The 15294-nt window shown below is 48.4% G+C and carries 16 protein-coding genes and 1 pseudogene; 14 read left to right on the top strand and 3 right to left on the bottom strand.

Translation table 11 applies throughout. From position 1 onward, the window contains the following. Positions 1 to 79: 79 nt before the first annotated feature. The 4 genes and pseudogenes from mbcS to rarD all read left to right on the top strand — a co-directional run bounded on the left by mbcS (position 80) and on the right by rarD (position 5045). Positions 80 to 1663: an acyl-CoA synthetase MbcS gene (gene mbcS, locus KH172YL63_RS17050; protein WP_173107228.1), complete on the top strand. Its 1584-nt coding sequence runs from the start codon at positions 80 to 82 to the stop codon at positions 1661 to 1663. Between the two features lie 145 nt (positions 1664 to 1808). Then, positions 1809 to 2265, top strand: a pseudogene (locus KH172YL63_RS17045) (SRPBCC family protein). Between the two features lie 130 nt (positions 2266 to 2395). After that, on the top strand, positions 2396 to 3997 hold the full coding sequence (locus tag KH172YL63_RS17040; protein WP_173107227.1) for an amidohydrolase: 1602 nt from the start codon (positions 2396 to 2398) through the stop codon (positions 3995 to 3997). Between the two features lie 133 nt (positions 3998 to 4130). Continuing rightward, positions 4131 to 5045 (top strand): EamA family transporter RarD, encoded by a 915-nt coding sequence (gene rarD / locus KH172YL63_RS17035; protein WP_173107226.1) that lies wholly within the window; start codon positions 4131 to 4133, stop codon positions 5043 to 5045. A 53-nt stretch (positions 5046 to 5098) separates the two neighbouring features. On the opposite strand, the gene KH172YL63_RS17030 is transcribed toward rarD, so the two are convergent. Both KH172YL63_RS17030 and KH172YL63_RS17025 read right to left on the bottom strand, forming a co-directional pair. Then, positions 5099 to 5593, bottom strand: a complete 495-nt coding sequence (locus KH172YL63_RS17030) for a GNAT family N-acetyltransferase (protein WP_173107225.1) — start codon at positions 5591 to 5593, stop codon at positions 5099 to 5101. 124 nt (positions 5594 to 5717) lie between these two features. Then, positions 5718 to 6518 (bottom strand): NAD kinase, encoded by an 801-nt coding sequence (locus tag KH172YL63_RS17025; protein WP_173107224.1) that lies wholly within the window; start codon positions 6516 to 6518, stop codon positions 5718 to 5720. Positions 6519 to 6674: 156 nt separating this feature from the next. Here KH172YL63_RS17025 and sppA point away from each other — a divergent pair, with 156 nt between their 5' ends. The 10 genes from sppA to KH172YL63_RS16975 all read left to right on the top strand — a co-directional run bounded on the left by sppA (position 6675) and on the right by KH172YL63_RS16975 (position 14910). After that, positions 6675 to 7685, top strand: a complete 1011-nt coding sequence (sppA, locus tag KH172YL63_RS17020; RefSeq protein ID WP_173107223.1) for a signal peptide peptidase SppA — start codon at positions 6675 to 6677, stop codon at positions 7683 to 7685. Between the two features lie 14 nt (positions 7686 to 7699). Continuing rightward, positions 7700 to 8242, top strand: a complete 543-nt coding sequence (locus KH172YL63_RS17015; RefSeq protein WP_269475168.1) for an RDD family protein — start codon at positions 7700 to 7702, stop codon at positions 8240 to 8242. 391 nt (positions 8243 to 8633) lie between these two features. Continuing rightward, positions 8634 to 9344 carry a DUF2953 domain-containing protein gene (locus tag KH172YL63_RS17010; RefSeq protein ID WP_232066052.1) on the top strand — a complete coding sequence of 237 codons (711 nt, stop codon included), beginning with the start codon at positions 8634 to 8636 and terminating at the stop codon, positions 9342 to 9344. Between the two features lie 15 nt (positions 9345 to 9359). Continuing rightward, positions 9360 to 9827, top strand: coding sequence for a GerW family sporulation protein (ytfJ, locus tag KH172YL63_RS17005; protein WP_173107222.1), 468 nt, complete (start codon positions 9360 to 9362; stop codon positions 9825 to 9827). A 127-nt stretch (positions 9828 to 9954) separates the two neighbouring features. After that, positions 9955 to 10455, top strand: coding sequence for a thiol peroxidase (tpx, locus tag KH172YL63_RS17000; protein ID WP_173107221.1), 501 nt, complete (start codon positions 9955 to 9957; stop codon positions 10453 to 10455). Between the two features lie 130 nt (positions 10456 to 10585). Then, a complete protein-coding gene (locus tag KH172YL63_RS16995; RefSeq protein ID WP_173108253.1) occupies positions 10586 to 11569 on the top strand; it encodes a class I SAM-dependent methyltransferase in 984 nt (327 codons plus the stop codon). Positions 11570 to 11845: 276 nt separating this feature from the next. Then, a complete protein-coding gene (locus KH172YL63_RS16990) occupies positions 11846 to 13039 on the top strand; it encodes an acetate kinase (RefSeq protein WP_173107220.1) in 1194 nt (397 codons plus the stop codon). 239 nt (positions 13040 to 13278) lie between these two features. Beyond that, positions 13279 to 13488 (top strand): hypothetical protein, encoded by a 210-nt coding sequence (locus KH172YL63_RS16985; RefSeq protein WP_173107219.1) that lies wholly within the window; start codon positions 13279 to 13281, stop codon positions 13486 to 13488. Between the two features lie 95 nt (positions 13489 to 13583). Further along, the gene (locus KH172YL63_RS16980) at positions 13584 to 13772 is read left to right on the top strand and encodes a hypothetical protein (protein WP_173107218.1); all 189 of its coding nucleotides are present in this window, start codon (positions 13584 to 13586) and stop codon (positions 13770 to 13772) included. Positions 13773 to 14073: 301 nt separating this feature from the next. After that, positions 14074 to 14910, top strand: a complete 837-nt coding sequence (locus tag KH172YL63_RS16975; RefSeq protein WP_173107217.1) for an EcsC family protein — start codon at positions 14074 to 14076, stop codon at positions 14908 to 14910. Between the two features lie 26 nt (positions 14911 to 14936). Here the strand turns inward: KH172YL63_RS16975 and KH172YL63_RS16970 are convergent, their stop codons facing one another. Beyond that, positions 14937 to 15248 carry a hypothetical protein gene (locus KH172YL63_RS16970; RefSeq protein WP_173107216.1) on the bottom strand — a complete coding sequence of 104 codons (312 nt, stop codon included), beginning with the start codon at positions 15246 to 15248 and terminating at the stop codon, positions 14937 to 14939. Between the last annotated feature and the right edge of the window lie 46 nt (positions 15249 to 15294).

Raw genomic sequence — 15294 nt, 5'->3', positions numbered from 1 at the left:
AATTTTACCTCTGAATAATTTTAAAAATTTCAATTATTTTGTATAATAGAGGAGAATCGACAAACAAGGGGGAGTCAGAATGAAGAGGGAAGAACTGATTGCACCGGAGATGTACAACCTGGTGGAAGAAGTGGAGAAGTTCGCCGGTGACGAACAGAAGCTTGCGATCAAATGGGAGAATGAAGAAGGATCGAAGAAAGAGATCACATACGCACAGTTATTAAAAGACGTGAATAAAATTGGTAACGTTTTCTTGGAAAAGGGACTGAATAAAGGGGATGTCATCCTGGTCATGGTGCCCCGTCTGATTGAGGCGTATGCTGTGTATCTTGCAGCCCTTAAATCAGGGCTCGTCGTCATTCCGAGTTCTGAGATGCTGCGCCCGAAGGATCTTGCATACCGGATCGATCATGGTGATGTAAAGGGGATCATCGCCTATTCTCCGTTCGTTGAGCAGTTTGACGGTGTGGAAGGGATGGACGGCCTGCATAAATTCGTCGTGGGCGAGAAACAGGAAGGCTGGATTGCGATCGAGGAAGAGATGAAGACAGCATCCGATGCGCTTCCGTTCGCCGATACGAAACGGGACGATATGGCATTCCTATCGTATACTTCCGGCACGACCGGAAATCCGAAAGGCGTCGTCCATACACACGGATGGGCCTATGCACATCTGAAGACGGCTGCCCGTGAATGGCTTTGCATCGAAGAAGGGGATACAGTGTGGGCAACGGCCGGCCCGGGCTGGCAAAAATGGATTTGGAGCCCGTTCCTGTCTGTATTGGGTTCAGGGGCAACAGGTCTCGTGTATCAAGGGAAATTCGAGCCGACTACATATCTTCAAAAGCTGCAGGACCACGGCGTGAACGTGCTGTGCTGTACGCCGACCGAATATCGTCTGATGGCGAAGGTCGATGATCTGGGGGCATATAAGCTGGATCAACTTCACAGTGCCGTGTCTGCCGGGGAGCCGTTGAACCGTGAAGTGATCGACGCCTTCAAGCGCCACTTCCAAGTCGAAGTCCGTGACGGATACGGTCAAACGGAGAACACCCTCCTTGTCGGGATCATGAAGGGCATGGAACTGAAGCCGGGATCGATGGGGAAACCGACGCCGGGCAACAGGGTGGAAATCATCAATGAAGAAGGCTATCCGTGCGAAGTCGGCGAAGTGGGCGATATCGCCGTGCACGTGGAAACACCGGCACTCTTCAAGAAATATTATAAAGATCCTGAACGGACCGCCATGCAGTTCAGGGGGGATTATTACATCACGGGAGACAAGGCGAAGATGGATGAAGACGGCTACTTCTGGTTCGAAGGGCGCGGCGATGATATCATCATCAGCTCCGGCTACACGATCGGACCGTTCGAAGTCGAAGACGCCCTGGTCAAGCACCCTTCCGTCCAGGAATGCGCCGTAGTCGGAAGCCCCGACGAAGTAAGGGGACTCATCGTAAAGGCATTCGTCGTCCTCCGCGAAGGCGTCGCCCAGCACGACCCTGACCTGATCCCGTCCCTTCAACAGCACGTGAAGGACCTGACGGCACCGTACAAATACCCGAGAAAAATCGAATTCGTGGAAGAACTGCCGAAGACGACTTCAGGCAAGATCAGAAGGATTGAATTGAGACAGAAAGAAATGGCGTCAGTGAAGAGCTGAGCTTTGTAAAATAAGGTTAATGGGAAATCCGGACGATCATTCGCTATTCTTAGCGGATGGGTTCGGGTTTTTCCTGTTTTCTTGGTCATCGCTGTGTGAGATGATTGTTGGATACACCACTACATACATGAAAGGTTCGTTCCATATGCCAATGATTCAGCACGAAATATATATCGAAGCACCGGTCAATGTTTGCTTTGACCTTGCAAGAAATGTAGATGTACACACAGAAACTACAAGTAAAACCAAAGGAACGGGCGGTTGACGGCGTCCTATCCGGCCTGATGGAAAAGGGAGATTCAGTTACTTGGGAAGCCGTCCATTTTGGTGTGAAACAGAGATTGACAGCTAAGATCATCGAGATGGAAAAACCCTATTCATTCACAGATGTGATGGTAAAAGGAGCATTCCACTCTTTTACCCATACACATGAATTTATTGAAAGCGGCACAGGAACGTTGATGAAGGATACATTTGTGTATCAATCGCCATTGGGCATTCTAGGCGTCCTGGCAGATCAATTATTTTTAGAAAAATATATGAAAAATTTCATTGCGAACCGGGCAACTCAATTGAAAAGGATCGCTGAAAATAGGTGCTGACCCCCTATCCTTTCTTCTGAGTGAAAAGCGAGATTATTTTTTCACCCCTCACCCAACCTTCCCATTTCAGAATCTTCCTATAATATGGTACATTTGAAAAACAGACTTTGAAGAAGAAAGGAAAGACATCATGGGTACTTTATGGAAAAACGGAGTCATTTATACAATGCAAGAGGAAGGCCACACGGTGGAGGCGGTCTTCACGGAAGGCGGCGTCATTAAAGGATTGGGGTCTTCCGCTGATTTGGAAAAACGGGAAGGATTCGTGATCGATACGGTTGTCGATCTTGGGCAGAAGGTGATGTTCCCAGGCTTTGTGGACAGCCATATGCATTTGATCGGTCATGGTGAGACGTTGATGCGTCTGGATCTTTCCAGCATGCAGAGCAAAAGGGAAGTGCTCGATGCGGTCAGGCAGAAAGCGGACGGAATGGAGAAAGGGCAATGGGTCATCGGGGAAGGCTGGAATGAGAACCTGTGGGGTGATGCCGAGGTGATCACGAAGCAGGAAATCGATGGGGTCGTGCCTGATCATCCTGTCCTGATGAAGCGGATCTGCCGTCATGCGATGGTTGTCAATTCCCTGGCGCTGACGCACGCAGGCATCGATGAAAGCACACCGGACCCTGCTGGCGGTTTGATCGAACGTGATGAAAACGGTGAATTGAACGGGCTGCTGAAGGATAAGGCGCAGGATCTTATGATCGATGCGCTGCCTGGAATTTCATCCGAGTATCTCGTCGAAGCGCTGACGAAAGGGATCGAGAGCTGCTGGGAGAACGGGCTGGTCGGCGGTCATACTGAAGACCTGAGCTATTACGGCCATTTCAAGAAAACGTATGATGCCTTCCTGAAAACGATCAATGACGGGGATAAGAAGTTCAGGGCACACCTGCTTGTCCATCATGAAGTGATCGAGGACTGGAAAGCGGACGGAAACCGCTTCATGGGCGGAAATGAATTCATCGAGTTCGGTGCGATGAAAATTTTTGCCGACGGCGCATTAGGCGGAAGGACGGCACTGTTGAGCTATCCGTATGCCGATGACCCCAGTACGAACGGAGTGAGCATCCATTCAGACGAACGGCTCCTTGAACTGGTGGAAAAGGCGAGGAAGTATGACTTGCCGATCGCCGTCCACACGATCGGGGATCAGGCGTTTGAAAATGTCCTGAATGCGATAGAGCAGGCACCGTCACCACACGGAAGGCGTGACCGTCTCATCCACGCCCAGATCCTCCGCAAGGAACTGATCGAACGAATCAAAGGCCTGCCGCTCATCCTGGACATCCAGCCCCGGTTCGTCCCGTCCGACTTCCCGTGGGTGCTGGAGAGACTGGGACACGAGAACATGAAGTATAATTACGCATGGAAAACGCTCCTTGAGGAAGGGATCCACTGTGCAGGCGGATCCGATGCACCGATCGAGCCGGTCAACCCGCTCCTCGGGATCCACGCAGCCGTCACCCGGACCAATCCGCTTGACCCTGAAAGGACCGTCTATCGTCCTGAGGAGAAGCTCTCCATGTATGAAGCCATTTCCCTGTTCACGAAAGGAAGCGCCTATGCGTGCCATCATGAGCATGACAGGGGTCAGATCCATGAAGGCTTCAGTGCAGACTTCACCGTCCTTGACATCGATCCCTTCAAAGCGGATCATGATGAGCTGTTGAACAAAGTGGTGGATATGACGATTGTGGATGAGGAGATTGTTTACCGGAAGAAGAGATAACTTTTTGGTCCGTTCTGAAGGCGGCTGAATTCAGTGACATAAGTATGAAAAATAAATAATCATTGCCCCCAAAACGGTTCCCGGATATAATGAAGTTATTTCGGGAATAGAAATAGTTTTGGGGGTGTTTTTTATGAAGCAAGATCAAGCTGGCATTTTGTATACAGCTTTTGCTTATATGTTATGGGGGATCCTCCCCATCTACTGGAAATGGGTTCAACACGTGTCGGCGGATGAAATCCTTGCCAACCGGATCTTCTGGTCGTTTTGGTTTATGCTGCTGTTCTTATTTGTCAGCAAGCGTTGGAAGGACTTTTACGTTTATTTGAAAACATCCCTTACCAAAAAGAAGCAGCTGGTCGCACTGCTGCTCGCGTCATTACTCATCAGTGCGAACTGGTTCATCTATATCTGGGCGGTGAACACGAATCAAATGGTCGAAGCGAGCCTCGGCTACTACATCAACCCGCTCGTCAGCGTCCTGCTCGGGGTGTTCATCCTGAAGGAATCCCTGTCGAAGGCGCAAATCGTTTCATTCGCACTTGCTGCGATCGGTGTCCTGATCTTAACGGTGTCCTACGGTGACTTCCCGTGGATCGCCATCGGTCTCGCTTTTTCATTCGGCTTATACGGCCTCGCGAAAAAAATGATCAAAGTCGAATCCTCCATCGGGCTCACCCTGGAAACGATGACGATCGCACCAATCGCACTCATCTATCTCGGCTACCTCTCCAACAAAGGGGACCTATCCCTTTTCCATGTATCATGGGGGACGGACCTCCTGTTGATGGGGGCGGGTGCAGCGACGGCGATCCCGCTGTTGTTCTTCTCTAAAGGCGCACAGCAGATCCCGCTATACATGGTCGGATTCCTGCAATACATCGCACCGACGATCACGCTCATACTCGGGGTCCTGGTGTATCACGAAGCATTCTCACTCACCCACCTCATCTCGTTCATGTTCATCTGGGCGGCCTTGACGCTTTTTACCGCATCACGTGTCCAGTACGCAAGAAGGCGGAGGAAGGAAGCGAGATTGTCGGCTTGATTTACGAGGATAGATCACAAAAAAAGACCGAAATCGGTCTTTTTTTTTTGAGTTTAATGGATGTATTTTTGATAGAACTTCTTATCAACCTGTAAAATTGGGAAGTTCTCAGGCAGTTCATGAGCACTGATAGAAGTGAATCCATTTTTTTCGTAAAATCGATGGGCTGCTAAAAATTGCGGCGTGGTCCCGAGATACACTGCTGTGATCGATTTCTCTTTCGCCCACTGCAGCGCATGGTTTAATAAAAGGCTGGCAGTTTGAAAGGTTGATCCCCGGAACGCTTTATGAACAAACATTTTTCTTAATGCAACCTCATGATTTCCAATATCCAATAAGCTGATTGTACCGACTACCTGACCCTGATACAGGGCTACCCAAAAGTTGCCATTGCCGGTCTGATAAAAGTCTTCAATGGCAAACAAATCGGGTTGGTCTTCCCTGGAAATCGGGATGTGGTATTCCTGTTGCTGAATAGGAAGGATTAAATCGACGACCTGCCCTTGATACTCATGGGCATACTGTTTCACAACGGGACTGTTATTCATCCATTCACACCGCCTGTATTGTTTTATTCTATAAATTTACCACAAAATACCTATTGTGGCAGATGAAAAAGGGAAACGCACTGCGAAATCCAGTGGGTTTCCCTTTTTCATGTATATCAATTAACTACAAAAACGACCGCTTCACTTTCTCCCAGAACGAATTATCTTTCAGTTTCACCGTTTTAATGACTTTGTCGCTCAGTTTGGCTTCCACTTTTTCGACGTGCTGGATGCTGAGGGCTTCGTTGTCCATGCCCATCGCCGGGTAGTCGTTGCCGTCCTGGACGATCTTGAGGACGAGGCTGCGCTTGTCACTGAGGATGAAGGACGAGCCGAGTGTCCGGTAGCGGTTATTGTTCAGGGAGGCCATTTCGCTCACCTGGATGCATGGGAGCATCGGATCGACGACGGCACCGTTGACTGATTTATTGTAGGCGGTGCTGCCGGTCGGTGTGGCGAAGATCATGCCGTCTCCCCGGAACGTTTCGAAATGTTTATCGTCGATGAAGACGTCCATGACGAAGGTTTTGATGATGCCTGAGCGGATGCTGAATTCATTCAGGCAGAGGAAGGATGTCTGGTTGTCGACGGTGATCTCGATCGTCGGGTATTTCCGGACTTCGATCTGCTCGGTTGTCATCGCTTCGATCATCTTGGATGTGTCATCGATGTGGAAGTCACAATACATACTCAGTGTGCCGCCGGTCGATACCCCTGCATACAGGCAGTCCTGTCTGAATCCGGTCTGGCGGACGGCTTGAAGGAACGTTCCGTCGCCTCCGATACTGACAATGATGTTGGCGGTTTTGGGAGTTTCGACAATATTGAAATCATAACGCTTTGCAAGTTCATATAAATGGTCAAGCTTTGCCTGCATGCCTTCTTCGTGTAAAGCATAGAAAAAAATATTACGTCGGTTGTTCATCGTATGTACCTCCCTGAGAGTGAGATTAAGATAATTTTTCCCATTTACTTAAAATTTTGCTAGAATCTAACTTAGTGAATATTCTATCATGTTTTCGTGTGAGAATGATATTCATATCCTTACATAAGATAGGGTAAACAAGGGAGGAATATACAGATGAATGCAAAAAGATGGACTGCACTTGCGATTGCAGCCGGATTATTCTTTGTTTCAGTGGTGGTCAACTTTGCGACAAGCGCTGTGACAGGGGATTTCAACCAGGCGCTCGAGGACATGATCGGTGGTACGGATCATCCTTTTTCTGAAGAAGTGATTGATGAAGGAAATGCGATGAAGCGGATTGCCGTCCTTGAAGTGGAAGGGGTCATCCAGGATACGGGCGGTGCAAGCTCCCTATTCGAAAGTTCCGGATATAACCACGAGCTTTTCATGGAGAAGCTTGATGTGGTGGAAAAAGACGATACGGTCAAAGGCATCATCCTGAAAGTGAACTCACCGGGCGGAGGCGTTGTGGAAAGCGCGCAAATCCATTCGAAGCTTGAGGAGATCAAGGAAAAAACGAAGAAGCCGATCTATGTGTCAATGGGAGGAACGGCTGCTTCCGGAGGTTACTACATATCGGCACCGGCAACAAAGATCTTCGCCAGCAAAGAAACGCTGACAGGATCACTCGGTGTCATCATGCAAGGAATCAACTACTCTGAGCTTGCCGAGAAATACGGCGTCGACTTCGTCACAATCAAGAGCGGCCCGTACAAAGATATCATGAGCCCGACACGCAAAATGACGGAAGATGAAAGGAAAATCATCCAGTCGATGATCGATAATTCCTATGAAGGCTTCGTCGATGTCATCGCAAGCGGACGAAATATGTCTGAAGCGGAAGTGAAGAAGATCGCCGACGGACGGGTGTACGACGGCATCCAGGCGAAGGAAATCAACCTGATTGATGAATTCGGCTACGTGGAAGATGTCATCGAAGCAATGAAAAAGGATCATAAACTAAAAGGTGCCCAGGTGTTCGAATACACGGCGGGTGATCCGTTCACAGAATTCTTCAGTATGGGTGCAAAGAAAATGATGGGGCAGGACATGGAAACAGCCGCATTGATGAAGCTGCTGTCTCACCCGAACTCTCCACGCTTGATGTATCTATACTCTGAATAAGGAAGGTGAAAGAAGTGAGTGACACACAAGATCGTTCTGTACAAAACGAAGAAACACGGGAACACATCGAAGTCCGTTCGCCTTCCCCAGAGCATGCAAGGTCCGTCCCTCAAAGGGGATTCTATTTAGCCGGCTTCTGGATCAGGTTCTGGGCGTACTTGCTGGATCTGGTTGTGATCGGCAGCATCACCCGTCTCGTGGTGAATCCGATTTTTAAAATCCTGGACATTTCCTTGTCGGACGGCTCGATGTTCGCACCGATCTCGATCCTGACAAGCATCGTCTTCTACGGCTACTTTGTCCTGATGACGAAATTCTTCAGCCAGACCATCGGCAAAATGGTGTTCGGCATCAGGGTCATCGATTTAAAAGGAACGGAGCCGTCATGGGGGACCATCCTGTTCAGGGAACTCATCGGCCGCTTCATCTCGACGACCGTCTTCATCCTCTACGTCGTCGTCGCCTTCACAAACAAAAAGCAAGGCATCCACGACCTGTTTGCAGATACAACGGTCGTTCAGGAAAAGAAGAAGCTGGAATTTACTCCGGCTGTATAAGAAAGGAGCAAACCTGCTGTAGCGGGTTTGCTTTTTTTTTGTGAGGATTTGGAAAAAGACGCAATTGTGGGGGATGGAGACGCAATTGGATTAGGGAATGACGCAATTACGGGGTGAATAGACGCAATAAATGAAAAAACGACGCAATTAAGAGGGAAAATGACGCAATCACCTCTGAGGGGGGGATGCCCGGTTCACGCATCACTGCAGGATCAAGGGCCGGTGACGCATAAACACCGGCTTCCGAAGCATAAAACCCAAAAACCGACGCATAACCCCTCCCTCCCATTAAAAAATCCCTTGACTCTCCTTCAAAAGCTCATGAAATCGACCGTCCCTCGTTTAAATTCCGCCGCAACGGCCATAATAAGAGGTTGAAGGGTGTGAATCTATGAGCTGGTGGATGTGGACGTTAATCATTGTTGGTGCACTTATTATTTTTCTATTATTCATGTTGATCATCACGAAGCTGACGATCACGATTTTGTTGTATCACGGGAATGATAATGATCATTTCAAGGTGAAGCTGAGGGCCTGGTTCGGGTTGATCAAGTATACAATTGATATTCCCCTCGTGAAGCTGGATGATGACGGGCCGAATGTGGTCCTCGAGGAGGAGACGAAGAAGGGGGATGAAAGCAATCCTTCCAAGGAGAAGAAGTCCCGGAAGAAAATCACGCCGAAGAATTTCATTGATAGTTTGAATGATACGAAGGAGGTCGTCATCCACGTTCACTCCATGCACCGGATCATCAGGGGATTTTTGAAAAAGGTGAAGGTCGATCAGGTTCATTGGAAGACGCTGTTCGGGAGCGGGGATGCGGCGTCGACGGGGACACTGACCGGGATGATCTGGGGGATGAAGGGGAGCATCATCGGGATCGTGAGCGGTTATATGCGCCTGCAGTCGATGCCGGTCATTGAGGTGACGCCGACATTTCAGCATGCGGTCGTCCAGACGCAATTTTCATGTATTATCCAGTTTCGGATAGGGAATGCTATCCTAGTAGGTTTCAAGATACTTCGGTACTGGAGAGGCGGCATGGCCAAGTTCAAGACGAAGCCCCTTTCCTCACTTTCTGGAGAAAAACATTCAGTATAACTAGGAGGTTTTTATATGTCCGAACATCCGATTGAAGGTCTGATGACCACGGCGATGGAAAATTTAAAAGAAATGATCGATGTGAATACAATCATCGGTGATCCCGTTGAAACACCCGATGGCAGTGTGATCCTGACGGTATCGAAGGTAGGCTTCGGGTTCGCTGCAGGGGGAAGTGAGTTCATCATCGACGGCAAAGGCAAGGACGAAGGCGGAAAAGGCGGGAATGACAGCAACGACAATTCCTCGACCAAGAAACAGCCGTTCGGCGGAGGTAGCGGGGGCGGTGTCTCGATTACGCCGATCGCGTTCCTGATCGTCAGCTCCCGGGGCATCAAGATGCTTCATTTAGATGAAAGCACCCACCTGATCGACCGCCTGCTGGATCTTGCGCCTGGTGCGATCGAGAAGATCCAGGGCATGATGAAAAAGGATGACCATAACCACGACAATCATGCTCATGACCATAAACTGGACCTGTAAGAAACGGAGAGCTTACTCTAAGGGGTGAGCTCATCTTTTTTTGAAAAGTGACCCCTATGATTTGCTTTATCCCATCGTTTTTCTGTACTATGAACTTGTACATAACAATATAGAGGAGGAACAAATAATGGCAAATATTACGTTTAAGAACAACCCTGTCACACTATTAGGTAATGAAGTGAAAGTAGGGGACAAAGCTCCTGACTTTACCGTGTTAGCTAATGATCTGTCGGAAGTCACGCTGAATGATTCCAAGGGCAAGGTGCGTTTGGTGAGTGTCGTTCCTTCCATCGATACAGGCGTGTGTGATGCACAAACACGCAAATTCAACGAAGAAGCTACGAAGTTTGACAACGTGGAAGTATTGACGGTTTCTGTGGATCTTCCATTCGCGCAAAAGCGCTGGTGCGGAGCGAACGGCATCGAGAATGTCCAAACGCTTTCCGATCACCGCGACCTTTCTTTCGGTGAAGCATACGGCGTTCACATCCAGGAGCTTCGTCTATTGGCACGTGCCGTATTCGTGATCAACAGCAACGATGAAGTGACATATGTGGAATATGTAAGCGAAGCGACTGACCACCCGGATTACGATGCTGCAGTCGAAGCAGTGAAAAACGCGAAATAATCCAATCCCAACGAGCATACGACTTCATGCTGACCTGACTTTTGCCGGGTCAGCATTGTTTTTTTTACAAACTCTGGGGACAAAGGTACAATAGATGAATGAAATTGAGATAAAGGAATGAATGCCGATGATCAATTCGCCAGTCGAATCATTATTTGGAATAATCGACGAAACGGCTACGCTGCTTCAGGAAGAACTCGCATGCAGCTATCTTGAAGCCGTTGCAGAAACGGGGGAGAACCTGTTTCAGGGAGACGTCCTCCAGGAGGAAGTCAGCGAACTGACGAAGAAGCGCCTGAACAAGAAGTATGATGAAGCGCAGCTCTCTCAGTTCGACAATGAACATATCCGCAAAGCCTTTCAATTCGCGATCCTGAAAGGAATGAAGGAAAACGTGCAGCCGAACCATCAAATGACGCCGGACTCACTCGGACTGTTCATCAGCTACTTGGTGAATAAATTCACCGGTGACATGGACAAGCTCACGATCCTCGACCCAGCGATCGGGACAGGGAACCTGCTCACGACCGTATTGAATCAAATGCCCGGAAAAGAAACACAATCGATCGGCGTTGAAATCGACGAAGTGCTGATCAAGCTTGCCTATGTCGGCGCGGATCTGCAGAAGCATCCGCTGCAGCTGTTCAACCAGGACTCCCTTGAACCGCTGTTCATCGACCCGGTCGACCTCGTACTCTGTGACCTGCCGATCGGCTATTATCCGAACGACCTCCGTGCACAGGATTACGAACTGAAAGCGGAAGAAGGCCATTCGTATGCCCATCACCTGTTCATCGAACAAAGCATGAAGCACACGAAAGACGGCGGCTACCTCTTCTTCATCGTCCCGAACGGACTGTTCGAATCACCACTCGGGTCACAACTGCAGCAATACCTGAAAGATAAGGCAGACATTCAAGGATTCCTTCAGCTGCCCCTTTCACTGTTCAAAAACAAGAACTCAGCGAAAAGCATCCTGATCCTTCAGAAGAAAAAAGAAGGCATCAAGCCTCCGAAAGAGGTACTGCTTGCACAGCTGCCAAACCTTTCAAACCAAAGGGCACTGCAGGACATCTTAGGAAAAATCGACCAGTGGCTTGCCCAGAATAAATAACGTGATCAACAGGACTGTCTTCGGATGGTCCTGTTTTTTTGCGTTGGGATGGGGTATGGGGTAGAGGAGAGGTATCCGTGTCCGGAATCATGGCAAAGGAGTCATTTTCTAATTTTTGTGAAAATATTTAATTTAACATGAAAACGATGTCATTTCAAGCTTTATCTTGAAATAGGGGGGAGTCAGTGATTTAATGGGGAATTGAGAGATAAATTATGATTCAATGAACAGAATAAATAGTAGTCTATAGATCGAAAACAAAAGGAGCGATACATCGTGGCAAAAAAAGTGATTGCAATTAATGCTGGAAGCTCTTCTTTAAAGTTTCAGCTATTTGATATGCCTGAAGAAACGGTTATTACAAAAGGTCTGATTGAACGTATCGGATTGAACGATGCGGTATTTAATATAACAGTGAACGACGAAAAGCGTGAAGAAGTAACAGACATCCCGAATCACGAAGTAGCGGTTAAAATGCTGCTTGAAAAGCTGACAGGCTATGGCATCATCGATTCTCTTGACGAAATCGAAGGAATCGGACACCGTGTCGTGCACGGCGGTGAAGTATTCAACGAGTCCATTCTGATCACAGACGAAGTCGTTGCGAAGATCGAAGAACTATCTGATCTTGCTCCGCTTCACAACCCGGCGAACTTAACAGGAATCAAAGCATTCCACAGCGTATTGCCAAACGTTCCTGCGGTAGCAGTATTCGATACAGCTTTCCACCAATCCATGCCTGAAAGCTCATTCTTATACAGCCTTCCATACGATTACTACAAGGATTACGGCATCCGTAAGTACGGTTTCCACGGTACCTCCCACAAGTACGTATCCGAGCGCGCGGCAGAAATGCTTGGCCGTCCGAAAGAGCAAGTCCGCCTGATTTCTTGTCACTTAGGAAACGGTGCAAGTATCGCAGCAATCGAAGGCGGCAAGTCGATCGATACGTCAATGGGCTTCACACCACTTGCAGGTGTAGCAATGGGAACACGTTCAGGTAACATCGACCCGGCCCTTATCCCGTTCATCATGGAGAAAACAGGATCAACGGCTGACGAAGTATTGGATATCCTGAACAAAAAATCAGGTATGCTTGGCGTATCCGGATTCTCAAGTGACCTTCGCGACATCGAGCAGCAGGCTGCAGAAGGAAATGAGCGTGCGGAATTGGCATTAGAAGTATTCGCCAACCGTATCCACAAATACATCGGTTCATATGCATCCCGCATGTACGGAGTGGACGCGATCGTATTCACAGCCGGTATCGGTGAAAACAGTACACTCATCCGTGAAAAAGTCCTTCAAGGATTAGAATTCATGGGCGTTTACTGGGATCCTGCACGCAACCAGGTCCGCGGAAAAGAAGCATTCGTCAACTACCCGCATTCACCTGTTAAAGTCATGGTCATCCCGACGAACGAGGAAGTCATGATTGCACGTGATGTAGTGGAAAAAGGAAATATTTAATTGGTTTGGAATGGAGTCGCCTTTGGGGCGGCTCTTTTTTTGGTTGGTGGTTCGCGTCTTGTGACGTGTCGCGCCGAGATTTTTCGACAGAGAGATCATAAATTGGGGGAGTGGGCTCATATATCAGGATTGCAGCTCATATAAAAAAATTCCAGCTCATAAATTTAAAATGTGGCTCATAAATGTTTGAAACCGGCTCATATATGGCCGTGGACCGGATTTTACATAGGGGTTAGGGTATGATTGGCCGGCAAAAACCGCCCGTTTTTATGAAAAATGGCTTATTTTTGGTCATGGATGGTGGTTTTTTGTATGGAATTGTTGGTTTGAAGGGGTTTTTAAGAGTGGCTGCTGGATTGGGGTGTGCGATCTGGTGGGTTGCACGCTGTTCGGAGCGCGCTGAGATTTTTCGACAAAGAGCTCATATATCAGGATTGCAGCTCATATAAAAAAATTCCAGCTCATAAATTTAAAATGTGGCTCATAAATGTTTGAAACCGGCTCATATATGGCCGTGGAGAGGATTTTACATAGGGGGTAGGGTATGATTGGCGGGCAAAAACCGCCCGTTTTTATGAAAAATGGCTTATTTTTGGGCATGAATGGTGATTTTTTTGTATGGAATTGCTGGTCTGAAGGGGTTTTTAAGAGTGGCTGCTGGATGGGGCTGTGCGATCAACAGGTTGGCTGCCGCCACGTAGCGTGCAAAGATTATTCGACAAAGAGATCATAAACTGTGGAGGCCGGCTCATATTTGGCCGTTGAAAGGAATTCACATAGAGGACAGAGTATGATTGTCGGGCAACCCCCGCCCATTTTTATAAAAAACCTCTCATTTCCCCTCCCAAATGATGCTTTTTCGCATGAAATCGCCGTCCAATAGCAATATTTAAATAGCGTCCAGCCCACTACATGCCACATTCCCACCCAAAAATTAACTGACTATTCAAAAGTCTCTCCCCCGACACAGGGTTTACGCGCCTCACATATGATATACTATATCTAATTTAAGGAATGTAAGGAGTTGGGGTGCAGTGAACTGGTCGGAACGTGATAAGCAGGTGTGGCAGTCGATCAAGGCTTGGAGGGAAGAGTTGTATGATTATGAAGCGAATGATTTGGAGCATACATATGTGAAGTGGCTGGATTATGCGTTTGAGTCGATTCCTGAGGATGTGCAGGAGCAGTTTTTTCAGCGGCTGGATGGCTGGTTGTTTCATATGCATTCCCTGATTCAGGGGTCGCAGATGCAAAATGATGCCCGGGAGCGGATTCTTGTGACGGCGCGGGCGTTTAATGAGGATATTCAGAAGGTTGAAGATCTGCATTATTTGACGATTGATCAGCTTCATTATATTGCGGAGCAGCATGCGGGGCGGCACCGGATTTATTCTCTTCTTCAGGGAGGGGTGACGGGTACGGGCGGTTTGGTGGCGCTCGGGTCGGATCTGCCGGCGATGCTTGTGATTAATCTCCGTTCGATTCAGCTGATTGCGATTACGTACGGGTATGATGTGCAGACGCCGTTTGAGATGATGACGTCGTTGAAGGTGTTTCATGCGGCGACGCTGCCGGCGAGGCTGCGGGCGCTTGCGTGGGATGATTTGATGGAGGATTTGAATAAGAAGGATTCGAATTATTTTTATGACGGGTCTGAGCAGCTGACGGATTATACGTGGCTGGAAGGGTCGATGAAGCAGGCGCTGAAGGCGATGGCGATCACGATGTTCAAGGGGAAGAAGTGGTCGGGGCTGCCCCTTGTCAGCATTGCGATCGGGGCCGGGTCCAATTATCAGCTTTCCCGGAAGATCACGGATTTTGCGGAGAAATATTATCAGTACCGGTACTTGCGTGAAAAGAAGAGTGAATAAAGCAGAAGGGGAATGATGCACAGACATCATTCCCCTTCTATTTTTTCCGGGGTGGTGCGGTACCAGATCCACAAGTCATTGATCTCGGATGCCCGTTCTGATATCTCCCGGTTGATGCTGCAGGATGTTTCGAAATCCTCTTCCTCAGACAATTTTCCCTGCAGCACTTCGATTTCACGGTCGATTTCCTGGATGCGGTCGGGGATCGTCCCCCGCACCTGCTCCCATGCAAGCAGGATTGCTTCCTGTTCGGACCCCTTGTATGCCGGCCATTCCTTCGTCAGCCGTGGGAGGAAGATTCCGAGTCTTTCATTATATATGAAGTATTCCGTGTTCATTTCTTTGCATGCTCCTTATGTTCCGGCCTTCTTTCATCCTACAATA

It is taken from the genome of Bacillus sp. KH172YL63 (assembly GCF_011398925.1).
Taxonomy (GTDB): Bacteria; Bacillota; Bacilli; order Bacillales; family Bacillaceae_B; genus Rossellomorea.
Note: the sequence above shows the minus strand (reverse complement) of the source record. Positions and strands in the feature narration are given on the sequence as shown.